This window comes from Streptomyces sp. NPDC024698 (genome assembly GCF_055559015.1).
Genome location: NZ_JBVHLK010000028.1, coordinates 20,813 through 46,866, shown reverse-complemented (window position 1 = coordinate 46,866; position 26,054 = coordinate 20,813). Strand labels below are relative to the sequence as shown.

Sequence of the window (26,054 nt, the reverse complement as noted above, 5' to 3'; positions counted from 1 at the left end):
TCATGCCCCGACGACTTGGAGCTTGACGTGCACCGCAGACTCATCGCCCCGGGCGCCCTCGCCGCCTCCCTGATGCTGGCGATCCCGGCATCGGCGGCAAGTTACACCCCGGGAGCACCGGGCATCGGCGACCCCTACTACCCGGCCTACGGCAACGGCGGATACGACGTCTCGCACTACGACCTGAGGCTCACGTACCAGCCGCGGACGGACGAGCTGGAGGGGACGGCCACGCTGCTGGCGACCACCACGCAGGACCTGTCCCGGTTCGATCTGGACTTTCTGCTCGATGTGGGCGAGGTGCGGGTCAACGGCGCGAAGGCGTCGTTCGCCACCTCCGGCCAGCACGAACTGGAGATCACACCGGCCACGCCGCTGGCCAAGGGCACGCAGGTCACCGTCGTCGTCCGCTACAGCGGAGTGCCGTCCACGAAGAGCGCGTACGGCTTCTCGACCTGGCACCGCACCCCGGACGGGGCCGTCGCGGCGGACGAGCCCGAGTCGGCGTGGTGGTGGTACCCGAGCAACGACCACCCGCTCGACAAGGCGACCTACGACGTGTCGGTGGCCGTCCCGGACGGCACCCAGGCGATCTCCAACGGCACGCTCCAGTCGACGAGTTCACGGCTCGGCTGGACCCGCTACAACTGGCGGTCCAACAAGCCGCAGGCCACCTATCTGACCACGCTCGCGGTCGGGAGGTTCGACATCACGACCGGCACGTCGGAGGGCGGCGTGCCGGTCGTCAACGCCTACAGCAAGGACCTCGGGGACAACGACGGGGCGGCGCGCGCCAGTGTCGAGCGCACCGGGGAGCTGGTCGACTGGCTGAGCGGCTACTTCGGGCCGTATCCCTTCAGCAGCGCCGGCGGCTATGTGCCCAACACCACCACCGGATACGCGCTGGAGACCCAGACCCGGGTGTACTACAGCCCGCGCCAGTTCGCGAGCGGCTCCAACACCTCCGTCGTCGTACACGAGTTGGCACACCAGTGGTTCGGCGACGACGTGTCGCTCAAGGGCTGGAAGGACATCTGGATCAACGAGGGCTTCGCGCGCTACGCGCAGTGGCTCTGGTCGGAGCACGAGGGCGAGGGCACGACCCAGGAACTCGCGGACTACGTGTACGCCTCGCATCCGGCGGACGACGCCTTCTGGACGGTGGCGCCCGGCGACCCCGGTCCCGACAACCAGTTCGACATCGCGGTCTACGACCGGGGCGCGCTGGCCGTGCAGGCGCTGCGCAACCGGGTCGGGGACGACGCCTTCTTCGCCATCCTGAAGGGCTGGCCGAAGGAGCACGCGTACGGGAACGCCTCGGTCGCCGACTTCCGGAAGTACGCGGAGCAGGTGTCGGGCGTCTCGCTCCCGGCGCTCTTCGACACCTGGCTGTTCCAGCCGTCGAAGCCGGCGGCGCCGGCGGCACGGAGCGCGGGTGTGGCCCCCGCCGCGGCGGTGAAGGGCCCGGTCGCCCGGCCCAGGTCGTGGAAGAAGATCGCCGCCACGGACTCGGTCCACTCGGGCTGAGGCACGCGGCCCGGGAGCGCCTCCGGGCTGTGGCGCGCGACCCGGTGTGGCCGGATCCGGATCCTGCCCGAGCCGGTGGAGGGGTGGCTCGGGAGATTCGCACCGGGTCGCCCCTTGCCGTGTCCCGTCGGCGCTCCCTAGGGTCGCAGCCGTGCTGGAGAACATCATCGGCGGCCTGATCGTCGCCGGCCTCGGGGTCATCTGGAAGTACGTCCTTGTTCCCGCGCTCTACGTCTTCTACGGCCGTGGGGAGCCCGCCATATCCGGGCGCTGGGAGACCTTCGACGTCGCCGACTGCACGGGGCCCCCGATGGGCGAGATGATCATCAAGCAGAGGGGGCGTCATGTGCGCATGCATCTGACGCGAACCGTCAACCGCAGCGGGCAGCCGATCAACAGGAAGATGACGTTCAAGGGCCGCTGGCAGTCCGAGCAGCTCACCGCCACGTTCCACGACGACTCCGCCCATTACCGCGGGGGTGTCGTGGTGCTGCGCTGGGTCGCCTCCGCGCGTCCGGTCCTGCTGGCGGGGCGGGTCATGTACTGGGACCGCACACCGGACGCCGGTACCCCTGACACGGTGGACGCCCTGGGGATCGTCTCCAGCCCGTACGGCCTGAAGCGGAAGGACTGAGCGGACGCGGCGGCGGAGGCTGCGGACGTCTCTCGTACATGACGTAGCGGCCCTTCCTGGCGGCGTCATGGCTGCCGCGCACATAGCTTCCGTCGCTCTCGCGCACCGAGGCCGGAACGATCAGGCCGCTCAGCAGCGGGCCGAGGATCCTTCTCACCGCCACCGGGTCGGCGACGGGGGCGAATCCGTTCCTCTCCAGGATCCTGCGCTGCGCCACGTTCGCGGGGCGGACCTCGCTGAACTGGTAGGGGACCCGCCTCACCGTCTCACGCACGAGGGAATGGCCCAGGCCACGGCCTCGGTGACGCGGGTCGACGGCCGTGGCCGAACGTCTGCCGCCCTTACCGACGTAGGAACAGCCGACGAGACGGGCCCGGTCTCCGTCGCCCTCGACGGCGAGCAGGAGACGGCAGCCCTCCTCGTGGACCCGGGCCAGGTGGAGCTCGTCGCGATGGTTGAGCCGGCCGTACGAGACGCTCAGCAGGCCGAGCCATTCCTGCCGCCAGGTCGCGAAGACGGCCGCGTCCTTCGGGCGGGAGAGATCGAGCCACAGAAATCCGAGGTGCGGTTCTTCGTCCGAGGTGGGCGCGTGCGCAGACATGCCGGGTCTCTGTCCGGGCCGGATCGTGTTGAACCACCCTTGCCCGGAACGGTGTCGGGGAGCCGGGACGCGGCGCGTCGGAAGGGTCGGGCTCTGTCAGGAGAGCGCCGGATCCGCCGTGCGGGCGTCCGACTCGGCCACTTGGTCGAGGAGTTCGGCGCGGCTCACGGCGTCGGCGCGGGTCGCGGGGACCGTGCAGGCGTAGGCGCCGGCCACCGCGCCGAACAGGGCGCAGCGCCCGACCGGTTCGCCGGTCAGCCGGCCGTAGAGGAAGCCCGCCGCGAACGAGTCCCCGGCGCCGTTCGAGTCGACGACCGGATTGCGCGGCGGGACGACGGGGACGTGGGTCACCTCGCCGTCGGCCAGCACGTACGCGCCCTGGGCACCGGCGGTGGCGACGACCACCTCGGCCCGGCCCCGCTCCACGATCCGCCGCATGGTGCGCTCGGGGTCGGTGAGGGCGGCGGCGGAGACGAACACGAGGTCGGCGGTGTACGCGAACGGCTCGTGGTACGGGTTCTCGCCGTCCCAGTCGTGCAGGTCCGTCGATATGGTCACCCCGGCCTCCCGCAGGACCGGCAGGGCGAAGGCGCACGGGTGGGTGATCGAGACGTGGGCGTGCCGGCTCGACGCGGCCAGTTCCCGTACCGCGTGCTCGGGCAGCCGGTCCGCCTCGCGGGCGCGGGTGTCGTCGTACAGGGACAGCCTGCGTCCGTCGGGACCGACCAGGTTGACCGCGCGCTTGGTGCCCGCGGGCTGAGGGACCGCGGTGAACGGGATGCCCCGGTCGCGGTGCAGGGCTCGCACGAGCTCGCCCTCGGGATCGTCGCCGAGCATGTCCAGGTGGTGGGTGCGCAGCCCGAGGGCGTGCAGCCCGAGCGCGACGAAGTCACCGGTCTGTCCGGCGCGGGTCTCGATGCCCGGACGGATCATGTAGCTGTCGGCGTAGGGCAACGGCAGTTCGGGGACATGGACGATGGTGTCCACACCCGCACCGCCCAGGACGAGGACATCGATGTCGCGGCTCATGACTCTCCCTCTCGAACGCGAGCAGCGAGTCAACCAGGCCTCCTCCTCCCCCGCAAGGAATTGCAGAAACTTCCACAAGCCCCACGGCACGCCGTTCTCCGCACCCCTGCCCGGGCAGTTGTCCCGGCGTCGGAGCGGGCCCGTGGTGCTTTCACAACACTGGTGAGACAGCAATACTGTTGCACCGCGCCGTCAGCCGTCACCATGGGCGTGCGCCGCATGACGCGAGAGGCGAGGACCTGCGATGACGACGGACACCGGGGAGCCGACGCTCACGGTCGACGAGCTGGCCGCACGGGCGGGTGTCACGGTCCGTACGGTCCGCTTCTACAGCGCCAGGGGCCTGCTGCCTCCGCCCGTGATCGGACACCGCCGGGTGGGCCACTACAGCCAGGAGCATCTGGCGCGGCTCGCGCTCATCGAGGAGTTGCAGCACCAGGGCATGACGCTGGCCGCGATCGAGCGCCGGCTGACCCGGCTGCCGCCCGGTCTGAGCGCGCACGACCTCGCCATCCACCGTGCCGTGGTGGCGTCCTGGGCCCCGGACGCGATGGAGGACGTCACCCGGGAGGAACTGGGACGGCGGGCCGGACGGCCGCTCACCGAGGCGGACCTGGAGCGGCTCGCCGCGATGAGCGTCATCGAGGTGACGGCGGACTCCGTACGGCTTGACCCGGGACTGCTGAAGCTCGGCCTGGAGCTTCTGGACGTACCGATCGCGGACGAGGCGATCCTCGCCGCGCGCGGCGTCCTGCTGGAGCACGCGCGCGCGGCGGCCCGCGAACTGTCCGATCTGCTGCGCGAGGCCGTGGGCGAACAGGAGTCCGTGGCGGCCGTGAAGTCGCTGTCGGCGCACATGCAGCCACTGGTGGTGCAGGCGCTGCTGACCGCCTTCCAGCGCTCGTTGAAGGACGAGCTGCGGGAGTGGCTCAAGGAGTCCTGACCGCGAACGCGGACGCGGACACCGGACGCGGACATCAGACGGCGGACACCGGACGCGGGCATCGGACGGCGGACATCGGACGCGGGCATCGGACGGCGGACGCCGGACGCCGGACGCCGAGACCCACCCCGGACGCCCACGCCGGACACCGGACGCATCCGGTGAAGCCACGGCGGGCCGTGCGGGAGCGCCCGCTCCGGGGGCCGGGCGCGCCGGTGCCCGCGCCCCGGTCGGGCGCGGGCACCGGTCAGGTCAGGACGCGTCGGTGAACCGCTCGCCGTTCTCCGCCTTCTCGACCAGCAGGGCCGGCGGGAGGAACCGGTCGCCGTAGCGCTCCGCGAGTTCCCGCGCGCGGGCCACGAACGCGGCCGGGCCGGTCCCGGTCCCGCCCTCGTAGCCGTTGATGTACTGGAGGACACCGCCGGTCCAGCCCGGGAAGCCGATCCCGAGGATGGAGCCGATGTTGGCGTCGGCCACGGACGTCAGGACGCCTTCCTCCAAGAGCCGGACGGTGTCCAGCGCCTCGGAGAAGAGCATGCGCTCCTTCATGTCCTCGAACGGGATCTCGTACCCCGGCTTGGTGAAGTGCTCGCGCAGACCGGGCCAGAGAAGACCGCGCCCGCCGTCCTCGCCGTACTCGTAGAAGCCCGCTCCCCCGCTGCGGCCGGGGCGCTCGAACTCGTCCACCATTTGGTCGATGACGGCCTCGGCCGGGTGGGTCTCCCAGGTGCCGCCCGCCTCCTCGACGGCCTGCTTCGACTCCTTGCGGATCTTCCGCGGCAGGGTGAGCGTCAGCTCGTCCATCAGGGAGAGGACCTTCGCCGGGTAGCCGGCCTGGGCGGCGGCCTGTTCGACGGAGGCGGGCTCGATGCCCTCGCCGACCATCGCCACACCCTCGTTGATGAAGTGGCCGATGACCCGGGAGGTGAAGAAGCCGCGCGAGTCGTTCACGACGATCGGCGTCTTCCTGATCTGGCGGACCAGGTCGAAGGCGCGGGCCAGGGTCGCGTCCCCGGTGCGCTCGCCCTTGATGATCTCCACCAGCGGCATCTTGTCGACCGGAGAGAAGAAGTGCAGTCCGATGAAGTCCTCCTGCCGCTCCACCCCCTCGGCGAGCGCGGTGATGGGCAGGGTGGAAGTGTTGGAGCACAGCAGCGCGTCGGGCTCGACGATGTTCTGGATCTCCTGGAACACCTTGTGCTTGAGCGAGGTGTCCTCGAAGACCGCCTCGATCACGGCGTCGCAGCCCGCGAGGTCGTTCGGGTCGCCGGTGGGCGTGATGCGGGCGAGCAGCGCGTCGGCCTTCTCCTGGGTCGTACGCCCCCGCGAGACCGCCTTGGCGCAGAGCTTCTCGGAGTACGCCTTCCCCTTGGCCGCCGCTTCGGCCGAGACGTCCTTGAGGACGACCTCGATGCCGGCGAGGGCGCACGAGTAGGCGATGCCTGCGCCCATCATCCCGGCGCCGAGGACGGCGACCTTGCGGACCGGTCGCGGCTCGATGCCCTTGGGGCGGTTGGCGCCGGAGTTGACGGCCTGGAGGTCGAAGAAGAAGGCCTGGATCATGTTCTTCGAGGTCTGGCCCGCGGCCAGTTCGACGAAGTAGCGGGCCTCGATGACCTGGGCCGTCTCGAAGTCGACCTGGGAGCCCTCGACGGCGGCCGCGAGGATGTTGCGCGGGGCCGGGTAGGGGGCGCCGTTCGTCTGCTTGCGCAGGCTGGCCGGGAAGGCGGGCAGGTTGGCCGCGAACTTCGGGTTCGCCGGGGTGCCGCCCGGGATGCGGTAGCCCGGCTTGTCCCAGGGCTGCTGCGACTCGGGGTTGGCGTCGATGAACGCGCGTGCCTTGGCGAGCAGTTCCTCGGGGGTGGCGGCCACCTCGTGGACCAGGCCGTTGTCCCGGGCGCGCGTCGCGTTGTACTGCGTGCCCTGGAGCAGGACCTTCAGCAGGGCGTCGGCGATGCCCAGCAGACGCACGGTACGGACGACTCCGCCGCCGCCGGGGAGCAGACCGAGGGTGACCTCGGGGCAGCCGATCTTGGTGCCTGAGGTGTCGAGGGCGACGCGGTGGTGGCAGGCGAGGGCGAGTTCGAAGCCGCCGCCCAGCGCCGCGCCGTTGATCGCGGCGACGACGGGCTTGCCCAGGGTCTCGATGCGGCGCAGGTTGCGCTTGATGGCGAGACCGCCGTCGAAGAGGTCCTGGGCGGTCTCGGGGGTGACCCGGATGAGGTCGCGCAGATCGCCGCCCGCGAAGAAGGTCTTCTTGGCGGAGGTGAAGATGACGCCGCGGATCGAGTCCTTCTCGGCCTCCAGGCGGTCGGTGACCGCGGCGAGGGAGGCGCGGAACGCCGCGTTCATGGTGTTGGCGGACTGGTTGGGGTCGTCGAGGACGAGGGTGACGACTCCGGCCTCGTCCTGTTCCCAGCGGATGGTGGTGGGCTCAGTGCTCATCAGGGGATGCTCCGTAGATCCTTGATCCGTTGGGAAGGTCAGACGCGCTCGACGATGGTGGCGATGCCCATGCCTCCGCCCACGCACAGGGTGGCGAGGCCGTACCGCTTGTCCTGGCGCTCCAGTTCGTCGACGAGGGTGCCGAGGATCATCGCGCCGGTGGCGCCGAGGGGGTGGCCGAGCGCGATGGCGCCGCCGTTGACGTTGACCTTGTCCAGCGACAGGCCCATGTCCTTCACGAACCGCAGGACGACGGCCGCGAAGGCTTCGTTGATCTCGACGAGGTCGATGTCGTCGATGGTCAGACCGGCCTTGGCGAGCGCCTTGCGGGCCGCCGGCGCGGGACCGGTGAGCATGATGGTCGGCTCGGAGCCGGACACAGCGGCGGAGACGATCCGCGCGCGCGGGGTCAGGCCGTAGCGCTCGCCGACCTCCTTGGAGCCGATGGCGACCAGCGAGGCGCCGTCCACGATGCCGGAGGAGTTGCCCGCGTGGTGGACGTGGTCGATCTTCTCGACCCAGTGGTACTTCTGGAGGGCCACGGCGTCGAATCCGCCCAGTTCACCGATGTCCGCGAACGACGGCTTCAGCTTCGCCAGCGAGTCGGCGGTGGTGCCGGGGCGCAGGAACTCGTCGTGGTCGAGGACGGTGAGACCGGCGCGGTCCTTGACCGGGACGACGGACCGCTCGAAGCGGCCGTCCTTGACGGCGGCGGCGGCGCGCTCCTGGGAGAGGGCCGCGTACTCGTCGACGTCGCGGCGGGAGAAGCCCTCGATGGTGGCGATGAGGTCGGCGCCGATGCCCTGCGGCACGAAGTTGGTGGCCAGGTTGGTCATCGGGTCGGCGAACCAGGCGCCGCCGTCCGAGGCCATCGGCACCCGCGACATCGACTCGACGCCGCCCGCGAGGACGAGGTCCTCCCAGCCCGAACGGACCTTCATGGCGGCCATGTTGACCGCCTCAAGACCCGAGGCACAGAAGCGGTTCTCCTGGACGCCTGCCACCGTGTCGGGCAGTCCGGCGGCGATGGCCGCGATCCGCGCGATGTCGGAGCCCTGGTCCCCGACGGGGCCGACGACACCGAGCACGATGTCGTCGATGGCAGCCGGGTCGAGGCCGGGGAAGCGCCGCCGCACCTCGTGGATGAGCCCGACGACCAGGTCGATGGGCTTGGTTCCGTGCAGGGAGCCGTTCTGCTTGCCGCGACCGCGCGGGGTGCGGATCGCGTCGTACACGTACGCTTCGGTGCTCACTGGTAAGCCTTTCGAGGAGGGTTTAGCCGAGCAGGGAGCGGCCGATGATCTCCTTCATGATCTCGGTCGTCCCGCCGTAGATGGTCTGGATGCGTCCGTCGGTGAAGGCCCGTGCGACCGGGTACTCCGTCATATAGCCGTAACCGCCGTGCAGTTGAAGGCAGCGGTCGGCCACGCGCTTTTGCAGTTCGGTCGCCCACCACTTGGCCATCGAGGCGTGCACCGCGTCGAGTTCGCCGTCCGAGTGGTCCACGATGCAGCGGTCGAGGAAGGTGCGGGTGACGGCGCACTCGGTGGCCATCTCGGCTATCTCGAACCGGATGTGCTGGAGTTTCGCGAGCGGCCGTCCGAACGCCTCGCGCTCCTTCACGTAGCGCGTGGTGATCTCCAGCAGGTGCTCCGCCCCGGCGATGGCGGCGACGGCGATGCCCATGCGCTCCTGGGCGAGGTTGGTCATCAGGTGGACGAACGCGCCATTGAGCTCGCCCAGCAGGTTCTCCTTGGGCACGCGGACGTCGTTGAAGAACAACTCGGCGGTGTCCTGCGACTTCTGGCCGATCTTGTCGAGGTTGCGGCCGCGCTCGAAGCCTTCCGTGCCCCGCTCGACGACGAGCAGCGACAGACCGTGCGCGCCGCCCTCGGGCGTGGTCCTGGCGACCACGATCACCAGGTCGGCGAGGATGCCGTTGGAGATGAAGGTCTTGGAGCCGTTGAGCAGGAAGTGGTCGCCCTTGTCCTCGGCGTGTGTCCTGATGCCCTGGAGGTCGGAGCCGGCGCCGGGTTCGGTCATGGCGATCGCCGTGATGACCGAGCCGTCGCAGAAGCCGGGCAGCCAGCGGCGCTTCTGCTCCTCGGTGGCGAGGTCCGTCAGATAGGGGCCGATGATGTCGTTGTGCAGTCCGAGGGCCAGGCCGGCGGCGCCCGCGCGCGTGAACTCCTCGGCCAGTACGGCGCTGTAGCGAAAGTCGCGGTTCCCGCCGCCGCCGTACTCCTCGGGCACGGCGAGTCCGAGCAGCCCCTGCTTCCCGGCGGCCCGCCAGGCCTCGCGCGAGACGATGCCGTCCTTCTCCCACTGCTCGTAGTGGGGCAGCACCTCCTTGGCGAGGAAGGTGCGCACGCTCTCGCGGAACGCCTCGTGCTCGGCGGTGAAGATCTGCCGCTTCATGCGGGGAACGCCTTCCTGGAGTAACGGGGGTACGGAGGGAACGGCCGGCGCGTCCGCATCAGCCGCCGTCCTTCGTCAGCCCGGGCACGTCCCAGTCGCGGGCCACCTCCGCGGTGTCCGCGCCGGGCAGGGCGGGCCCGCCGCGGACGGATGTGGGGGTGGCCGAGAAACGTGGCGCGGGGGCGGGCTGGGTGATGCCTTCGTGGTCGACGAAGGTGCCCCGGGCGGCGAGGTGCGGGTGCCCGGGCGCCTCGCGCAGGGACAGGACAGGCGCCACACACGCGTCGGTGCCCTCGAAGACGGCGGTCCACTCGTCCCTCGTACGGGTCCTGAAGCGCTCGGCGACGGTGGCGCGCAGCTCCTCCCAGCGGGCCGGGTCCTTGTGGGCGGGGGCGAGTCCCGGGATGCCGAGCAGGTCGACGAACTGGTCGTAGAAGCGCTGCTCCAGGGGTCCGACGGCCATGTACCGGCCGTCGGCGGTCTCGTAGGTCCCGTAGTACGGGCAGCCGCCGTCGAGGAGGTTGGCGGCACGCCGGTCCTGCCAGCCGCCCGCGGCGATCATGCCGTGGATCATCGTCGAGAGGTGCGCCGTGCCGTCGACGATGGCCGCGTCCACGACCTGTCCGGCACCGGTCGCGCGCGCGTGGTGCAGGGCGGCGAGGAGGCCGACGACGAGGTAGAGCGAGCCGCCCGCGTAGTCGCCGAGGAGGTTCGCGGGGACGGGCGGCGGCCGGCCCGGGTCACCGATCATGCCGAGGGTGCCGGTGAGCGCGATGTAGGCGATGTCGTGCCCGGCGCGCTGGGCGAGCGGGCCCTGCTGGCCCCATCCGGTCATCCGGCCGTAGACGAGCCCCGGGTTGCGGGCCCGGCAGTCCTCGGGGCCCACGCCGAGCCGCTCGGCCACGCCGGGCCGGTAGCCCTCGATCAGGATGTCGGCCCGTTCGGCGAGTTCGAGGACGCGGGACGCGCCGTCCTCGGCCTTCAGGTCGACGATCACGGACCGCTTGTTGCGGTTGACGATGTCGTGGGCCGGGTCGACCCCGATCCCGGGGCCGCCGGGCCGGTCCACCCGGACGACGTCCGCTCCGAGGTCGGCGAGCAGCATCGCGGCGAACGGGCCGGGACCGATGCCCGCCAGCTCGACCACGCGCACCCCGGCCAGGGGACCGTGCCCCGGCGTTCCTGCCGCTGTCATCAAGCCCCCAGCACTGTGACACCACTGATGTGACATCAGTGATGTTAAGAACGTGTTCCACTCCGGGCAAGCCCCTAACGAGCAAGCGCTTAGTTAAATTCCGCCGTCGGGGACGGCACCGCGGTCAGCGCGCGTCCAGCTCCGCGATCAGTCTTTTGGGGGCTATGACGCGATAGCTCTCCTCGACCCAGTCGCACAGCAGCTCCGCCGCCGGGGCACCGCGCTCCTCCAGGGGGACGCGCACCCAGCCGGCCCTGCCCAGGCCGTATCCGGCGGGCTCCGCGCCGGGCGAGGTGAGCGCGTGCGCGTGGGCCGCCTCGTCCCTGAGCTTCACCGTGACACCCAGCGGGTGACTGCCGTCGTCGAGGCCGAGGAAGACCTTCCTGTTGACCTTCGCGACGGTCTCGCCCCAGGGGAACTCCTCCGCGGCGCCGGGCAGGCCGAGCGCGAATTCCCGCACCTTCTGCCACTCTTTCAGCGCGTTTTCCGACACGGCCACGGCTGCCTCCGGCCTGTTCGTGCGACCTCGTCGTCCGACTGTTCGTACCTCACGCTAGCCTCAGCCACCGACAACGGCGCTTCGCGCACGAACGTGGCGCGGACCGCGCGTTCGAGCGCAGCCCACAGTGGTGGAGGGTGTCATGAGCAGGCTTAACGAGCCGGACCGCGCGTACGACATCGTGCTCTTCGGAGCCACGGGGTTCGTCGGGGAGCTCACCGCGGAGTATCTGGCCGCCCACGCGCCCGGGGGACTGCGCTGGGCGATCGCCGGACGGGACGCCGAGAAGCTGGAACGGCTGCGGGAGCGGCTCGGCGGCGCCCCCGGCGTGCTGCGGGCGGACGTGACGGACCCGCAGTCGGTGCGCGAGCTCGCCGGGCAGGCACGCGTGGTCGCCTCCACCGTGGGCCCGTACATCACCTACGGGGAGGAACTGGTGGCCGCCTGCGCGGACGCCGGGACCGACTATCTCGACCTGACCGGCGAGCCCGAGTTCGTGGACCTGATGTACGTCCGGCACGACACCCGCGCGCGGGAGACGGGCGCGCGGCTCGTGCACGCCTGCGGCTTCGACTCCGTCCCGCACGACCTGGGCGCCTATTTCACCGTCAAGCAGCTCCCCGAGGACGTGCCGCTGCGCGTGGAGGGATTCGTGCGCTCCCGGGCGATGTTCTCGGGCGGTACCTTCGCCTCCGCGCTCAACCAGTTCGCGCGCGGCCGGCACCTGCTCGCCGCCGCGCGGGAGCGCCGCTATCACGAACCTCGGCTGATGGGGAGGCGGGTGGAGGCTCCGCTGGGCGCGCCGCGCTTCGCCAAGGAGGTCGGGGCGTGGGCGCTGCCGCTGCCCACGATCGACGCCCAGGTGGTGCAGCGCTCGGCGCGCGCCCTGGCGCGGTACGGGCCCGACTTCCGCTACCGCCACTACGCCGCCGTCGAGCGGCTGCCCGTCGCCCTCGGCGGAGTCGCCGGGGTGAGCGCGCTGTTCGCCGCCGCCCAGCTGCCGCCCGCGCGCCGCTGGCTGTCCGGCCGGATCAAGCCGGGCGAGGGACCCAGCGCCGAGCTCCGCGCGAAGAGCTGGTTCTCGGTGCGTTTCGTGGGCGAGGGCGGCGGCCGGCGCGTGTACACCGAGGTCTCGGGCGGCGACCCCGGCTACGGCGAGACCGCGAAGATGCTGGCGGAGTCCGCCCTGTCCCTGGCCCTCGACGACCTGCCGAAGACGGCCGGGCAGGTCACGCCCGTCGTGGCGATGGGCGACGCCCTCCTCGAACGGCTCGGCGCGGCGGGGATCACCTTCCGGGTGGCGGCGGTGCGCTAGGCGGAGTCCGGCGGGGCGGCGCCGGGCGCGGCGGGGTGGCGCGTTCGTGAGGGCGCCCGGTCCTCACGACGTCCAGGCGATCACCGTGCAGATCATCCCGGCCGTCCAGGCGAGGCCGGCCGAGATCGCGAGGACCAGCGCGGTCGTCACCGCGCGCCCGGCGTCCCGTGCGGGTTCGGCGGAGAGGTGCGAGGTCCGATGTGTCGTCATGCGGACCAGCCTCGCCGCCGTGGGGCGGCCGTACATCCGTACGGGTACTCAGAACCCGTACTCAGAACCCGTACGCGGGCACGCGAGCCGGGTCGACGGGCGGGCCGCACGAGGCCGGTGAGGTCACGCGGCCCGCGTCGGGCGAGGACGTCGGGCGGGACTGTGTCAGGCGGTCGCCCGGCGCAGAGCCGTCCGGCACAGGGAGTCCGCCCGGCGGGTCGACTCCGGCAGGCGGTACTTCGGGGTCAGGGCGAGGGTGTGGGCGCAGGCGTTGTCGAGGTCCACGCGGTGGCCGACGGACACGAACACGGGCTTGATGCCGTCCTGGGTGCGCAGCGCGCGGCCCACTTCCTCACTGCCCGCGAGCAGCGGTGAGGCGCTGCCGCGCCGGACGCCCGGCTCCTCGTAGGAGAAGGTGAACGGGTTCTTGGCGACCCCGATCGTCTGGAGCCCGGTGAGGACGCCCAGGTGGCTGGCGAGGCCGAAGCGGCGCGGGTGCGCGAGCCCGTACCCGTCGCAGACGACCAGGCCCGGGGGGCACGGCAGCGCGTCGAGTGCGGCCAGGACGGTCGGGATCTCGCGGAAGGCGAGCAGTCCGGGGACGTACGGGAAGGAGACCCGGCCGACAGCGGTGGCCTCCGCGACGACCTCGTGGGTCGCCGCGTCGAGGACGACGGCCGCCGCGACGACGACGTCCCGCTCGTCGTCGTAGGCGACGTCGACGCCCGTCACCCGGCCGGTGCCGGGGGGCGGCCCCGGCTCGTCGAGCACCACCCGCTCGCGCAACTCGTCCTGTACGGCGCGGGCTTGTTCCTCGGTGGCGGGCCAGCCCGCGGGAATCCTCACGGTCGTCATGATGCGATCGAGCCTACGGGGCGCACCTCGCCCGGGACCGCGTGGGGCGGGCCGTGCGGGGCGACCGGCGTCGGGGGTCCACGCGGGGACGGTCTGCCCGAGGAAGGTCCACCTGGGGCGGGCGGCTCGGGGCGGGCAGACCCGGGTGACGGTTCCGCCGGACGGTACCGGCTCGATGGCCCGGCCTCAACCGGGCCTCGGCGCACGGCACTTGGCACAGCGCGGGCACCGAACACGCGGGTGACGGGCCGGGCGGTAGGCTCGCGATCATGTTCGTACTTGAGCTGTCCTACACCGCGCCGCTCGCAGCCGTCGACGCCCTCCTGGAGGCCCATGTCGCCTGGCTGGACGAGCAGTACGCGGCCGGGACCTTCCTCGCGTCGGGGCGCAAGAACCCCCGCGACGGAGGCGTGATCCTGGCCGTCGCCGACGACCGGGCGCGGATCGAGGAGATCGCCGCGGGCGACCCGTTCGTCACCGCGGGCGTGTGCGCGTACCGCGTCACGGAGTTCGTGGCGACGAAGACGGCACCGGGCCTGGAGCGCTACCGCGAGACCCTGGGCTGAAGCCCGGAAGCCCAGAGGGCCTGAGGGCCTGAGGACCCGGCGGGCCCTGGGGACTTGTGGCCCCGCGGCCCCTGAACGCCCTGTGGCCCCGGCCGGGAACCCTCCCGCTCCTCAGCGCTCCAGCCGGGCGATCCGCCCCTTCTCGCCGGAGGCCCAGCAGCCCAGGTCCGCGGCGCAGTCGACGGTGTCGTACGAGCCGGTGTCCACGGTGCGCCAGGTGCGGCCGCCGTCGGTGGTCAGGTCGGTGCCGGTGGGGCCGACCGCGAGGGCCGCGGTGCGGCTGTGCGGAAGCCAGGTGACGCCGGAGCGGTAGGCGGGCGGGGGCCGGTCCGCGGGGGTCCAGGTACGGCCGCCGTCGCGGGTGGTCGCCGCGGCCTGCGGTGAGGCCTGGCCGGCGCGGTAGTCGCCGCCCACCGCGATGCCGTGGACGCGGTCGCGGAAGGCGAGGGCGAAGACGCCGCGCGCCGGGTCACCCGCGGGGACCGGAGTGTCGGCGGCGGTCCAGGTGAGTCCGCGGTCCGCGGAGTGCAGCACGCGCGCGCGGGCGCCCCCGCCGGTGGCCAGCCACACATCGCGGGGCCCCGAGGCGACCAGACACTGGCCGCTCGCCGCGAAGCCCGCCTCGCCGTCCTGCGCGGCGGGCATCTTGTCGCCCGGCAGCACCTTCCAGGAGCGGCCGCCGTCGCTGGTCGACAGGATGCGGAACCTGCCGTCCACCGGATCGCTCATCGCCAGACCGTGCCGCCGGTCGAGGAAGGTGAGGCAGTCGTAGAAGGCCTTGGCGTCGGTGTTGCGGAACGACTCGGTCCAGGTGGTGCCGCCGTCCTCGGTCCGGTAGACGCGGGAGGCCTCGCCCTCGCCGATGGCCAGGACCACGGCACGGCGTGCGTCGAACGCCTCGATGTCGCGGAACTCCAGGTCCGCCGCACCGGGCGGCGACACGTTCCGCCAGACCGCGCCGCCGTCGGTGGTCCGCAGCACCGTGCCCTGGGAACCGGCCACCCACGCGGTGTTGCGGCTCACGGCGGACAGTCCGCGGAAGCGGGCGTCCGTGCCACTGGCCTTGAGCGCCCAGTGCGGGGTCCGTGCCGTGCCGTGCGCCGGTGCCGCCGTCGCGGGCGCCGCCACCACCAGCGCCGCGGCGAGTGCGGCCACAACAGGTCCCACGCCGATCGCGCGGCTCGTGCGTCTCGTCTTCCCCAAGCCCCTCATGGCGGGCGAAGCTAGTGCACTCCCCCGGCGGCGTCCAGACGGCCTCCGTCCCCCGATGGCGTCCATATCGCTGTCGGCGGGAACCTCGGGGGCCGCCCGGGTGTCCTCCTCGGTGTCGGGCGAGTGCGGAACGGAAAGGGATCACCACGATCGGAGAAAGTGGATCTAGCGGTGCATGACCTCGGTGACAGAGGTCACTCGGGTCAGAGGTGCACGCGCCGGGTCGTTCTTCCGTCTCTTCAATTGACCGGCTTCATCCGCCCGGAGTTCGTCCAGCCGTCACAAGGGAGCAAGGCGTTGTCCACCGTCATCGAGCAGCCCGTAGAGGCCCGCCTCGTCGCCGCCGCGCCGCGGATGCCGAGCATTCCGGCCACGCTCCACTACGACCGGACCGACCCGTTCGCCGTCCGCATGACCTTCCCCGCCCCCGCCACGCTCGAAGGCGTCGAGGTCTGCTGGACCTTCGCCCGCGACCTGCTCGTGTCGGGACTGGAGGACGCGGTGGGGCACGGGGACGTGCGGGTGCGGCCGTACGGCTTCGACCGCACCGTCCTTGAGTTCCACGCCCCCGAGGGCACCGCCGTGGTCCATGTGCGCTCGGGAGAGGTGCGGAACTTCCTCCAGCAGACCACCGACCTGGTGCCGGTCGGTCTTGAGCACCTCCAGGTGGACCTGGACCACGATCTGGCGGAGCTCATGCGGGGCACCTGCTAGCGGCGCTCGCGGGATCAACCGGCGCGCCCCATCAGGGCGTTGAGAGCGGCGTAGTCGAACCCGCCCGCCAGGGTCCCGTAGGTCCCCGTGCCCAGCAGCTCCCGCGCGGCACGCCGGACCAGGCCGTGCGCGGCCGCCGCCATGCTCGAACCCGTGCTGATCCGGGCCACGCCGAGCGCGGCCAGTTCACCGACGGACGGCGCTCCGGGGCCCACCAGGATGTTCAGCGGGCCGTCGATGCCCGCGACGAGCGCCTTCACGGTCGCCGGATCGGTGGTTCCGGGCACGAAGACGCCGTCGGCACCAGCGGCCAGGAAGGCGGCGGCCCTCTCCAGGCTCTCCCCCACCCCGCCCGCGCCCCGCAGGAAGGTGTCGACGCGGGCGTTGACGAACAGCGGCACCCCGGCCCCGTCGGCGGCAGCCCTGGCCACGGCGATGCGCTCCGCCTGCTCCCCCACCGGACGCAGCGGCCCGGCCCCGTCCTCGGCCCCGTAGAGGGCGTCCTCGATGTTGACGCCCACCGCGCCCGCCGCGAGCACCGCGCGGACGGTGTCCTCCACGCCCTTCGCCTCGGACGCGTACCCGTTCTCGATGTCCGCGCTCACCGGCACCCGGACGACGGCGGTGATCCGCGCGACGGCCGCGAGCGCGTCGTCCCTGTCCAGCCGGTCCCCGTCGGCGGCGCCCAGGGCCCAGGCGAGGCCCGCGCTCGTCGTCGCCAGCGCCGGAGCGCCCTCCTCCTCGACGATCCGCGCGCTCACCGCGTCCCAGGCGTTCGCCAGGACGAGGGGACGGCCTGGCACGTGCAGGTCACGGAAGGCGAGGGCGGACGCACGGAGCTGCTCGGTGTCGGTCATGGGGCCAAGCCAAGCACGGCGGGCGCACGGCCGGCTGGCAGGAAACCGACACATACGTGAGGCACACAGCTGAGGGACACAGGTGAGAGACGCATGCGAGGGGTGTACGTGCGGGGCCCACATGGCGGACCGACGTGGGCCCATCCGTCCGTGGGGCCCTTCGCCATGCCCTTCGGTTCGCCGTGGTCGCCGCCATGCCCTTTCGGTTCGCCTCGGTCGCCGTCGCGCTCGTTCAGTTCGCCGTGGTCGCCGCCTCGCCCGTTCAGTTCGCCGTGGTCGCCGTCGCGCTCGTTCGGTTCGCTGGTCGCCGTCGCGCTCGTTCAGTTCGCCGTGGTCGCCGCCGCGCTCGTTCAGTTCGCCGTGGTCGCCGTCGCGCTCGTGGAGGCGGCCGTGGTGGCCGCCACGACCACCGCCGTGCGGACGTCCTGGATGACCTTCCTCAGGGCGGGAGCCGCCGCGCCGCCGCGTTCGGTGAGTTCGTCGATACGGGCCCTGTGGAGCTTGCGTTCCTTGGGCGAGGCGAAGGTGCGCAGCTCGGCGGCGGTGGCCAGGGCGACGAGGGCCGCGTCGCGGTCACCGACGTCGGCGACGGGTACGGGACCCTCCAGCACCTCGCGTGCCCGCGCGCGCAGGGCCTCGACCGCGGGCACCCGGTCCAGCTCGTACTCGACGGACGGGAACAGCCCGAGGACCCGCTTCCGCTCCGCCCGCAGATATCCCTCGGCGGCGAGCTGGGCCCGTACGGCGTCCAGGGTGAACCGGGCCCGGCAGGTGACCCACGTCTTCCACCCCCGGGGCCGGGACTCGTACACGAGTTCCAGGAGCCCGTCGAGCACGACGTCCCCCGTCCGCGAGTCGGGGTCGACGGGGGTGACGATGCCGTCGTCGTCGACGAGCAGCCCGCGCTGGGCGAGCTCGGTGAGGGCGCCGGCGCGCACCAGGTGGTGGAGGTGCGTGGACCCGGTGATCCTCCCCTTCGTGGTGTCCCACGCCAGGAGGTGGAGCCGGGCGGGCAACGAGAGCGGGCCGTTCGGCACGGGGTCTCCTCGGTTCGTCGGTGGGGCGCGTTAATCCTTTGACAGCCCTCGGGACCGTCCCTACGGTGTACAGCGGTTCTGTTGCCGTCGAATGGAGAAGGACGTTGCTCGTCTGAGGTCTGAGACACCGCGTCACACCCGGCTGGTCCTGTCGGACCCCGTGTGTGCGCTGCGTGCGACCTCGGCGTTCGAGCCGTCCTGGGTGCCGAGCCTTCCTCTCGCTCTCCTCCGAGCCGGATCGTCGTGGTCTCGCGGTGTCCCCTACGCGTACCCCCGACCGCATCCAGCATTCGCGAGGCCCTCATGTCAGCGTTTCCCACGTCCATCACCTGTACGTCCCTGTCGTTCGCCTGGCCCGACGGCACCGATGTCCTCGACGGGCTCCAGGTCGCCTTCGGACCGGGTATCACCGGGCTCGTCGGCGTCAACGGATCAGGCAAATCAACCCTGTTGAAGCTGATCGCCGGAGAACTCGCCCCGGCCGACGGCACCGTCCGGGTCGCGGGCGAGGTCGGCCATCTGCCGCAGAACGTCACGCTCGACACCGCGCTGCGGGTCGACGAGGCCCTCGGCATCCGCGCGGTCCGCGCCGCCCTGCACGCGATCGAGGCGGGCGACGTGTCCGAGGAGCACTACGACGCGGTCGGCGACGACTGGGACGTCGAGGAGAGGGCCCGAGCGACCCTCGGCGAACTCGGCCTCGGGCACATCGACCTGGACCGCACGATCGGCGAGGTGTCGGGCGGCGAGTCCGTGCTGCTGCGGCTGGCCGCCCTCCTGCTGCGCCGTCCCGACGTCCTCCTGCTCGACGAACCCACCAACAACCTGGACCTGTACGCGCGACAGCGGCTGTACGCGGCCGTGGAGGCCTGGTCCGGGGTCATGGTCGTGGTCAGTCACGACCGTGAACTCCTCGACCTGGCCGACCAGATCGCCGATCTGCACGGCGGCGAGGTCAGCTGGTACGGCGGGAACTTCTCCGCGTACGAGGAGGCGCTCGCCGCCGAACAGGAGGCGGCGGAGCGCATGGTGCGCGTGGCCGAGTCCGATCTGAAGAAGCAGAAGCGTGAACTGGTCGACGCACAGGTCAAGTTGGCCCGGCGCAAGCGGTACGGGCAGAAGATGAACGACCAGAAGCGTGAGCCGAAGATCGTCATGGGGGCGCGCAAGCGGGCGGCCCAGGAGTCCGCGGGCAAGCACCGGCTCCTGCACGAGGGCAGGCTCGGCGAGGCGAAGGAGCGTCTCGACGAGGCGGTGGAGGCCGTACGGGACGACGATCTGATCCGGGTCGACCTGCCGTACACGGCCGTGCCGCCGGGGCGCACCGTCCTCACTCTCGACCGGCTGGAGCTGAAGCACGGCGCTCGGGTGAACGGGGTGTTCGATCTCCGCGGACCCGAGCGCGTGGCACTCATCGGGCGCAACGGAGCGGGCAAGACGACGCTCCTGCGCACGATCGCCGGGGAGCTGGACCCCGTGTCCGGCGAGGCGCACGCCCATGTGCCCCTGCGCTTCCTGCCCCAGCGGCTCGACGTCCTGGACGACGCGCTGAGCGTGGCCGCGAACGTGGCCCGGTTCGCGCCGGCGGCCACCGACAACCGGGTCAGGGCCCGTCTCGCCCGATTCCTGTTCAAGGGGGCGAAGGCCGACCAGCTCGCGGCGACGCTCTCCGGCGGCGAGCGCTTCCGCGCGGCGCTCGCGGCCCTGATGCTGGCCGAGCCCGCCCCGCAGCTCCTCATGCTCGACGAACCGACGAACAACCTGGACATGGCGAGCGTCCGGCAGCTCACCACGGCCCTGGAGTCGTACGAAGGGACGCTGATCGTCGCCAGCCACGACATGCCGTTCCTGGAGTCGATCGGCATCACGCGACGGCTGCTGCTGGAAGGAGGAGAACTGAAAGAAATCGCCCGGGAAACTGTCGGGTATTCCTCATAGTGCGGGAGGCGGGGGCGGCCTAGCGTCATGGGAGGCGGGTACCCGGCGTCAGGCCGGGGGCTTCTGCACGCGTGAACCGCGCCGCATGATGGTGCGCCGACACCCCCAGCCGATTCGGAGACCGCTCGTGCCCAGTCAGAAAGCGCTCGTGCGCCGGCCCGGCCCCCGCCTCGCCGAGGGGCTGGTGACCCACCTGGAACGCAGGGCGGTGGACGTCGATCTCGCGGTCGGGCAGTGGGAGGCGTACGCCGAGGCGCTGCGCACCCACGGCTGGGAGACCGTGGAGGTGGACCCGGCCGAGGACTGCCCGGACTCGGTGTTCGTCGAGGACGCCGTCGTCGTCTTCCGCAACGTCGCCCTCATCACCCGTCCCGGCGCCGCGACCCGCCGCGCCGAGACTCCGGGCGTGGAGGAGGCCGTGGCGCGCCTCGGCTGCTCGGTGAACCGGATCCGGGATCCGGGCACCCTCGACGGCGGCGACGTCCTGAAGGTGGGCGACACGATCTACGTGGGCCGCGGCGGCCGGACGAACGCGGCCGGGGTCCAGCAGTTGCGAGCGGTCTTCGAACCGCTCGGGGCGCGGGTCGTCGCGGTCCCCGTCAGCAAGGTGCTGCATCTGAAGTCCGCGGTCACCGCGCTGCCCGACGGCACGGTGATCGGGCACGAGTCCCTCGTGGACACCCCCTCGCTCTTCCCGCGCTTCCTCGCGGTGCCGGAGGAGTCCGGGGCGCACGTGGTGCTCCTCGGCGGCGGCAGGCTGCTGATGGCGGCGTCCGCCCCGAAGACCGCTGAACTGCTCGCCGACCTCGGTCACGAACCGGTCGTGGTGGACATCGGCGAGTTCGAGAAGCTCGAAGGCTGTGTGACATGCCTCTCGGTGAGACTTCGGGGGCTGTACGCCTGACCGAGTGAGCGAGCCATCCGAACGGCCCCGGGCTTCCGACGCCCCGGGTCCCTCCGTCGTGGGCCGGGAAGTGCGGGCCGGCCGCCCGCATCGCCGCTGATCAGGGGCCCTTACGGACTTCTTAACCTACGGAGGCGTAACCTACGGAGACGTAGCCTACGATGCCGTAGGTTAGCTTTACCGCTCGTTGTCCCGTCCCTCCCTGGAGTACCCGTGACGATCACCTCTCCCGACCTCGCCGGCCCGTCGTCCGCCTGGACCGACGCCCGCCTGCTGTACGCGCTGGAAGAAGTCGTCGAGACGGAGCTCAATCGCCACCTGAAGGTCGCCAAGGACTGGATGCCGCACGAGTACGTGCCGTTCAGCGACGCCCGCAACTTCCCCGGGATCTTCGAGGACGGCGAGGCCTGGGAGAAGGAGCAGTCCAAGGTCACCGAGATCGGCCGGATCGCTCTCGTGGTCAACCTGCTCACCGAGGACAACCTCCCGAGCTACCATCACGAGATCGCCTCCCTGTTCGGCCGCGACGGCGCCTGGGGCACCTGGGTGCACCGTTGGACGGCGGAGGAGGGCCGGCACGGCATCGTGATGCGCGACTACCTTCTCGCCTCGCGCGCGGTGGACCCGGACAAGCTCGAAGCCTTCCGGATGCAGCACATGAGCGAGGGCTTCGAGTCGGACAACCGTCACTCGATGCTGCACTCGGTCGCGTACGTCGCCTTCCAGGAGCTGGCGACCCGCATCTCGCACCGCAACACCGGCCACCAGTCGGGCGACCCGGTCTGCGACCGCATGCTGGCGCGCATCGCGACCGACGAGAACCTGCACATGGTCTTCTACCGCAACCTGCTGAAGGCCGCGTTCGAACTCGCCCCCGACCTGACCATGCAGGCCGTGCGTGATGTCGTCGTCAACTTCCGCATGCCCGGTCACGGCATGCCCGGCTTCGAGCGCATGGCGGCGCAGATGGCCATCGGCGAGGTCTACAACATGCGCATCCACCACGACGACGTGCTCCAGCCGGTACTGCGCCACCTCAAGGTCCTGGAGATCGACGGCCTCGGCCCCGAGGGCCTCAAGGCCCAGGAGGAGCTCGGCTTCTTCATGGGCGGCCTCGACGCCGAAGCCTCGAAGTTCGACGAGAAGCTCGCCGCCCGCAAGGCCCGCATGGCGGCCCGCGCCACGGCGTGACGCCGCCCGCGTACGCGCGAGGCGACTGACGTGAACGGGCGCGGGCGCTCCGGCAGGGTTCAGGTCCTGCCGGGGCGCCCGCGCGCGTCGTGGCCCCGTGGGTGCGTCTAGTCGGGCAGTCGGTCCAGGACCCACTCCCCGATCTCCGGCGTCATGATCGCGTGCGGATCGTTGTCCCCCGAGAGCAGGAAGTCGTCGAGCTCCGACTCCTCAGGGGACAGCCCGTCGATGTCGACGTACAGGTTCTCCTGCCGGTCCAGGTCACGGACGGCCACCGCGCTGACCGACGGGACGAAGCACACGGACCGGTGGACCATGTCGACGTTCTCGCCGAACGCCGTGAGCGTGTCCCCGACGATGCCGAACGATTCGAGGGTCCCGCCGGGCGCGCCGTCCAGTTCGGGGAACCCGCTCGTGGTGATCGTGTGCGGTCCACCGAGGACACCGTCGAGCACGGCCACCTCCGCGGCCTCGCCCTTGGACTGGGCGAGGAAGTACGTACCGTCGAAGAGCGGTCCGGCGCAGGTCAGCGCCTTCGCCCCGGCGCGTACCCCGTTGCCCACGCCGTCACCGCGCCCGCTGGACACCCCGATCAGGCGCGGGATGCGCGGCCAGCCGCCCACCCGCTCCAGCTGCTCCTTGAACTCCTTGCGCAGCGGGCTCTCCTTCGGCGTGCCGTCGAGAGCGTCCAGGTGGCGCCAGAGCATCTGCTGCGAGGCCGGGCTGCCGATCTGCCGCAGGTAGGTGTCGTCGCCCGCGGCGGCGAGGTGGTGGGCGAGGGCCTGGAGTCCGATCGGCACCCACGCTCCCCGGTGCGGGCTGTCGAACGACGCGTAGACCCCGACCCGGTGGTCCATGCGCTGCATCTCCATCTTGGCCAGCGCGTAGCGGGCGACGATGCCGCCCATGCTGAACCCGCCGACGAGCAGGCGGGCGTCGCCGAGCTGTTCCCCGATGGTCCGCATGATCGCGGCGGTCATCGTCTCGGCGTTGCGCAGGATGGACTCGCTGCGCTCGTCGAACCCGACGAGAATCAGCGTGCGTCCCCGCCGCCGGAGTTCGCTGATGAACGGGAACCTGCCGTTCTCCAGCCCGTCCCACAGCCAGTCGAAGTCGGACGGCCCGAGGTTGAACCCGTCGGCCAGGACCACGGGGCGGACCACACCCCGCTGGCCCTCCCCGTAGTACACCCGGGCACTGCCGCCCGGCAGTGCCCATTCCTCGTCGGCCCGGGGTGCCTGCCCGGGCACGGGCTTGTCCATCGGAGTGACGAGTCCGATGGACCCCGCGGCCTTCTTTGCTCTGGTGGCCTTGCTGTCGGCCATGACGTCCCTTTCGGTGTCGGTGACAACGATCAGAGGACGTCATACGCAGATTTGGCACGGTCCAAGCGCATATGCCAGAGAGCTCACTCCGATGAACCACGCGACCCGCGGCCGACCGCCGGGGCCCGGGTCACTCCAGGGCGCGTCGCAGTCCGAGCCGTTCCTTCTCGGAGAGTCCGCCCCACACACCGAAGCGCTCGTCGTTGCTCAGCGCGTAGTCGAGGCACGCGGGACGCATCGCGCACATCCCGCAGATGCGCTTCGCGTCACGGACCGAGCTGCCGGGCTCGGGAAAGAAGAAGTCCGCCCCCGTCTGCGCGCACAGCGCCTGCTCCTGCCAGGCGAGGTCGGACGGAGTGATGGTTTCCGAGTACATGCCCATGAGCGTGCCCCGTCGCGAAAAACGTTCGCTCAACACGGGATCAACGCCGGGCGCCGAGGCCGCCGGCCGCCTCGATGATGGCCCGCCGGACGGCGCCGGGCACGGCGGCGCGCGGAAGGGACGGCGACCATGAGAATCCCCGCGCACACCCAGAGTGACGGGCGCGGCCACTCCCGGCGATTCGCGCGCATCGACGGCGATTGTCAGTGGGCGGTGGAAGAGTGGGGACCAAAGGCAACGGGACCCCTCAAAGGAGGGCAATCATGCTCACCACCCGCTTCGTCAACGGCTCCCCGAACTGGCTCGATGTCGGCACCTCCGACATCGAGGGCGCCATCGCCTTCTACGGAGGCCTCTTCGGCTGGCGGTTCCGGTCGGCGGGGCCCGACGCCGGTGGCTACGGCTTCTTCCAGGTCGACGGCAAGACCGTGGCCGGGGGCATGCAGATCACCGCCGAGCAGGGTCCGCCGTCCTGGCACGTCTACTTCAGGACCGAGGACGCGGAAGCCACCGCAAAGGCCGTCGAGCAGGCCAAGGGCACGGTGCTCATGCCGCCCATGGACGTGATGGGCGAGGGACACATGGCCATGCTCGCCGACAGGGCGGGCGTGACCTTCGGCGTCTGGCAGCCGGGCCGGACCAAGGGCCTGGGCCTGGCCGGTGTCACGAACTCGCTGTGCTGGGTCGAACTCGTCACCCCGGACATCGCCGCGGCCGCCGCGTTCTACAACTCGGTCTTCGGATGGGAGACTTCGGCGGTTCGGTTCCCCGGCGGGATCTACACCTGCGTCAATCCGGCCGGGACCGAGGAGGAGAGCATGTTCGGCGGCCTGGTGCCGCTGGCCGACGATCCGGTCGAGTCACGGACGGGGGCGTACTGGCTGCCGTACATCGAGGTCCCCGACACCGACGCCGCGGTCGCCAAGGCCCAGGAGCTCGGCGGCACGGTCCGTATGCCCGCCACGGACATGGAGGGCGTCGGCCGCATGGCCAGGATCGCGGATCCGTACGGCGCGCACCTCGCGGTGATCAAGAGCGTGCCCCAGCAGAACTGACGTCCGGCCCACGGGACTTCACCTGACGGCGGTCCTAGGCCGAGGCCCGTCGCACCACCGTCGTCGGCAGGACCACTCCCGAGGTCTCGGACACCGGGCCCGGGGCCCGGTCACGGCCCTCCAGTCCGCTGATCAGCAGACGGGTCATCAACCGGCCCATCTCCTCGATGTCCTGACGTACCGTCGTCAGCGGGGGGTCCGTCTGCTCGGCGATCGGCAGCATGTCGTCGAAGCCGATCACGGCGACGTCCTCGGGCACCCGCCGTCCGTGCTCGCGCAGGACGCGCAGGACACCGAGGGCCGACAGATCGTTCGCCACGAACACCGCGTCCACGTCGGGGCGGCGCTCCAGCAGTTCCCGCATCGCGCGTTCGCCGCCGGCGGGGGTGAAGTCGCCCGTCGCGACGAGCGCCGGATCGCCGTCGGCCATGACGTCCCGGAAGCCGTCGAGCCGGTCGACCGCCGACGTCTGGTCGAGGGCACCGGTGATGTGGGCTATGTGTTTCCGTCCGAGACCGAGGAGATGACGAACGGCCTGGCGGGCCCCGCCGCGGTTGTCGCAGTCGACGTAGACGGCCTCGCGGACGCCGTCGCCCCAGCCGGGCCTTCCGCCGAACACGGTCGGCACGCCCGCTCCGTGGATCAGGCCGGGCAGCGGGTCGTCGAGGTGCAGCGAGAAGACGAGCGCGCCGTCGACATGGCCACCCGCGAGATAGCGGGCGACGCGGGCGTGGTCGTCGCGGCCCTCCGTGAGCAGCAGGACCAACTGGGAGTCGTTGGCGGCCAGTTCCTTGCTGATGCCCCGGAGCTGGAGTGCGAAGAAGGGGTCGGCGAAGACCCTGGTCTCCGGCTCGGCGATGACGACGGCGACCGCGTCGTGGCGTCGGGTGACGAGGCTGCGGGCGGCCTGGTTCGGAACGTACCCGAGCTCCTCGACGGCCCGGCGCACCCGCTCGACCAGCGGCTCGCGGACCCCGTCCCCACCGTTCACGACCCTCGACACGGTGGCCCGGGAGACCCCGGCCCGCGCGGCCACGGCCTCCAGCGTGGGGCGCGACACTGTCTCGGTCACCTCAGGGCACCTCCTCGGCGGATGCCGATCAGGATAGCCGCGCGACCGCCCGCTCCGTGGACGTGCTTCCCGATCACCGAGAACGGCTCGAACCGATCTCTCCGAGGGGTTCTCGGACGGGGGTCCCCGA

General features: G+C 71.5%; 25 protein-coding genes. 10 read left to right on the top strand and 15 right to left on the bottom strand.

Translation table 11 applies throughout. The annotated features are described in order from the left end of the window. Positions 1–27 precede the first annotated feature (27 nt). Both ACZ4AA_RS34920 and ACZ4AA_RS34915 read left to right on the top strand, forming a co-directional pair. The gene (locus tag ACZ4AA_RS34920) at positions 28–1,527 is read left to right on the top strand and encodes a M1 family metallopeptidase (RefSeq protein WP_467611575.1); all 1,500 of its coding nucleotides are present in this window, start codon (positions 28–30) and stop codon (positions 1,525–1,527) included. 151 nt (positions 1,528–1,678) lie between these two features. Next, entirely contained in the window at positions 1,679–2,161 is a 483-nt protein-coding gene (locus ACZ4AA_RS34915; RefSeq protein ID WP_467611573.1) for a hypothetical protein, read from the top strand. Here the strand turns inward: ACZ4AA_RS34915 and ACZ4AA_RS34910 are convergent. Together ACZ4AA_RS34910 and ACZ4AA_RS34905 are read right to left on the bottom strand one after the other, a co-directional pair. Then, positions 2,064–2,762: a GNAT family N-acetyltransferase gene (locus ACZ4AA_RS34910; RefSeq protein ID WP_467611571.1), complete on the bottom strand. Its 699-nt coding sequence runs from the start codon at positions 2,760–2,762 to the stop codon at positions 2,064–2,066. The two genes, ACZ4AA_RS34915 and ACZ4AA_RS34910, sit on opposite strands and share 98 nt — an antisense overlap. Positions 2,763–2,858: 96 nt before the next feature. After that, on the bottom strand, positions 2,859–3,791 hold the full coding sequence (locus ACZ4AA_RS34905) for an adenosine kinase (RefSeq protein ID WP_467611569.1): 933 nt from the start codon (positions 3,789–3,791) through the stop codon (positions 2,859–2,861). 244 nt (positions 3,792–4,035) lie between these two features. On the opposite strand from ACZ4AA_RS34905, the gene ACZ4AA_RS34900 reads away from it, so the two are divergent. Further along, a complete protein-coding gene (locus ACZ4AA_RS34900) occupies positions 4,036–4,734 on the top strand; it encodes a MerR family transcriptional regulator (RefSeq protein WP_467611567.1) in 699 nt (232 codons plus the stop codon). 252 nt (positions 4,735–4,986) lie between these two features. On the opposite strand, the gene ACZ4AA_RS34895 is transcribed toward ACZ4AA_RS34900, so the two are convergent. The 5 genes from ACZ4AA_RS34895 to ACZ4AA_RS34875 form a co-directional block, all read right to left on the bottom strand. After that, positions 4,987–7,179, bottom strand: coding sequence for a 3-hydroxyacyl-CoA dehydrogenase NAD-binding domain-containing protein (locus ACZ4AA_RS34895; RefSeq protein ID WP_467611565.1), 2,193 nt, complete (start codon positions 7,177–7,179; stop codon positions 4,987–4,989). A 38-nt stretch (positions 7,180–7,217) separates the two neighbouring features. Next, positions 7,218–8,432 (bottom strand): acetyl-CoA C-acetyltransferase, encoded by a 1,215-nt coding sequence (locus ACZ4AA_RS34890; protein ID WP_467611563.1) that lies wholly within the window; start codon positions 8,430–8,432, stop codon positions 7,218–7,220. Positions 8,433–8,454: 22 nt separating this feature from the next. Next, a complete protein-coding gene (locus ACZ4AA_RS34885; RefSeq protein WP_467611561.1) occupies positions 8,455–9,597 on the bottom strand; it encodes an acyl-CoA dehydrogenase family protein in 1,143 nt (380 codons plus the stop codon). A 58-nt stretch (positions 9,598–9,655) separates the two neighbouring features. Next, positions 9,656–10,792 (bottom strand): CaiB/BaiF CoA transferase family protein, encoded by a 1,137-nt coding sequence (locus ACZ4AA_RS34880; RefSeq protein WP_467611559.1) that lies wholly within the window; start codon positions 10,790–10,792, stop codon positions 9,656–9,658. A gap of 124 nt (positions 10,793–10,916) precedes the next feature. Next, a complete protein-coding gene (locus tag ACZ4AA_RS34875; protein WP_467611557.1) occupies positions 10,917–11,291 on the bottom strand; it encodes an MmcQ/YjbR family DNA-binding protein in 375 nt (124 codons plus the stop codon). Positions 11,292–11,433: 142 nt separating this feature from the next. Between ACZ4AA_RS34875 and ACZ4AA_RS34870 the strand changes: the two genes are divergently transcribed. Then, positions 11,434–12,606 carry a saccharopine dehydrogenase family protein gene (locus ACZ4AA_RS34870; RefSeq protein WP_467611555.1) on the top strand — a complete coding sequence of 391 codons (1,173 nt, stop codon included), beginning with the start codon at positions 11,434–11,436 and terminating at the stop codon, positions 12,604–12,606. A 63-nt stretch (positions 12,607–12,669) separates the two neighbouring features. On the opposite strand, the gene mmpA is transcribed toward ACZ4AA_RS34870, so the two are convergent. Together mmpA and ACZ4AA_RS34860 are read right to left on the bottom strand one after the other, a co-directional pair. Then, the gene (mmpA, locus tag ACZ4AA_RS34865; protein ID WP_467611553.1) at positions 12,670–12,816 is read right to left on the bottom strand and encodes a morphogenic membrane protein MmpA; all 147 of its coding nucleotides are present in this window, start codon (positions 12,814–12,816) and stop codon (positions 12,670–12,672) included. Between the two features lie 165 nt (positions 12,817–12,981). Continuing rightward, complete coding sequence (locus tag ACZ4AA_RS34860) at positions 12,982–13,671, bottom strand: endonuclease V (protein ID WP_467611551.1); 690 nt, start codon at positions 13,669–13,671, stop codon at positions 12,982–12,984. A gap of 269 nt (positions 13,672–13,940) precedes the next feature. Here ACZ4AA_RS34860 and ACZ4AA_RS34855 point away from each other — a divergent pair, with 269 nt between their 5' ends. Beyond that, a complete protein-coding gene (locus ACZ4AA_RS34855) occupies positions 13,941–14,237 on the top strand; it encodes a YciI family protein (RefSeq protein WP_467611549.1) in 297 nt (98 codons plus the stop codon). Positions 14,238–14,348: 111 nt separating this feature from the next. Here the strand turns inward: ACZ4AA_RS34855 and ACZ4AA_RS34850 are convergent, their stop codons facing one another. Then, positions 14,349–15,449 carry a WD40/YVTN/BNR-like repeat-containing protein gene (locus tag ACZ4AA_RS34850; protein WP_467611547.1) on the bottom strand — a complete coding sequence of 367 codons (1,101 nt, stop codon included), beginning with the start codon at positions 15,447–15,449 and terminating at the stop codon, positions 14,349–14,351. Positions 15,450–15,746: 297 nt separating this feature from the next. Here ACZ4AA_RS34850 and ssgD point away from each other — a divergent pair, with 297 nt between their 5' ends. Continuing rightward, positions 15,747–16,163, top strand: a complete 417-nt coding sequence (gene ssgD / locus ACZ4AA_RS34845; protein WP_467611545.1) for a spore wall synthesis regulator SsgD — start codon at positions 15,747–15,749, stop codon at positions 16,161–16,163. A gap of 14 nt (positions 16,164–16,177) precedes the next feature. On the opposite strand, the gene ACZ4AA_RS34840 is transcribed toward ssgD, so the two are convergent. Both ACZ4AA_RS34840 and ACZ4AA_RS34835 read right to left on the bottom strand, forming a co-directional pair. Continuing rightward, positions 16,178–17,020: an isocitrate lyase/PEP mutase family protein gene (locus tag ACZ4AA_RS34840; protein ID WP_467611543.1), complete on the bottom strand. Its 843-nt coding sequence runs from the start codon at positions 17,018–17,020 to the stop codon at positions 16,178–16,180. A gap of 350 nt (positions 17,021–17,370) precedes the next feature. After that, positions 17,371–18,057, bottom strand: a complete 687-nt coding sequence (locus ACZ4AA_RS34835; RefSeq protein ID WP_467611541.1) for a GOLPH3/VPS74 family protein — start codon at positions 18,055–18,057, stop codon at positions 17,371–17,373. Between the two features lie 303 nt (positions 18,058–18,360). On the opposite strand from ACZ4AA_RS34835, the gene ACZ4AA_RS34830 reads away from it, so the two are divergent. The 3 genes from ACZ4AA_RS34830 (at position 18,361) to ACZ4AA_RS34820 (ending at position 22,090) form a co-directional block, all read left to right on the top strand. After that, entirely contained in the window at positions 18,361–19,995 is a 1,635-nt protein-coding gene (locus ACZ4AA_RS34830) for an ABC-F family ATP-binding cassette domain-containing protein (protein ID WP_467611539.1), read from the top strand. A gap of 127 nt (positions 19,996–20,122) precedes the next feature. Then, positions 20,123–20,899 carry a dimethylargininase gene (gene ddaH, locus ACZ4AA_RS34825; RefSeq protein ID WP_467611537.1) on the top strand — a complete coding sequence of 259 codons (777 nt, stop codon included), beginning with the start codon at positions 20,123–20,125 and terminating at the stop codon, positions 20,897–20,899. Positions 20,900–21,112: 213 nt separating this feature from the next. Next, the gene (locus ACZ4AA_RS34820; protein WP_467611535.1) at positions 21,113–22,090 is read left to right on the top strand and encodes an acyl-ACP desaturase; all 978 of its coding nucleotides are present in this window, start codon (positions 21,113–21,115) and stop codon (positions 22,088–22,090) included. A gap of 107 nt (positions 22,091–22,197) precedes the next feature. Here ACZ4AA_RS34820 and ACZ4AA_RS34815 read toward each other — a convergent pair whose 3' ends face one another. Both ACZ4AA_RS34815 and ACZ4AA_RS34810 read right to left on the bottom strand, forming a co-directional pair. After that, positions 22,198–23,415, bottom strand: a complete 1,218-nt coding sequence (locus tag ACZ4AA_RS34815) for an esterase/lipase family protein (protein WP_467611533.1) — start codon at positions 23,413–23,415, stop codon at positions 22,198–22,200. A gap of 130 nt (positions 23,416–23,545) precedes the next feature. Further along, positions 23,546–23,791 carry a WhiB family transcriptional regulator gene (locus tag ACZ4AA_RS34810; protein ID WP_386602258.1) on the bottom strand — a complete coding sequence of 82 codons (246 nt, stop codon included), beginning with the start codon at positions 23,789–23,791 and terminating at the stop codon, positions 23,546–23,548. 269 nt (positions 23,792–24,060) lie between these two features. Here ACZ4AA_RS34810 and ACZ4AA_RS34805 point away from each other — a divergent pair, with 269 nt between their 5' ends. Then, positions 24,061–24,852: a VOC family protein gene (locus ACZ4AA_RS34805; protein ID WP_467611531.1), complete on the top strand. Its 792-nt coding sequence runs from the start codon at positions 24,061–24,063 to the stop codon at positions 24,850–24,852. Between the two features lie 34 nt (positions 24,853–24,886). On the opposite strand, the gene ACZ4AA_RS34800 is transcribed toward ACZ4AA_RS34805, so the two are convergent. Beyond that, the gene (locus ACZ4AA_RS34800; protein ID WP_467611529.1) at positions 24,887–25,924 is read right to left on the bottom strand and encodes a LacI family DNA-binding transcriptional regulator; all 1,038 of its coding nucleotides are present in this window, start codon (positions 25,922–25,924) and stop codon (positions 24,887–24,889) included. Between the last annotated feature and the right edge of the window lie 130 nt (positions 25,925–26,054).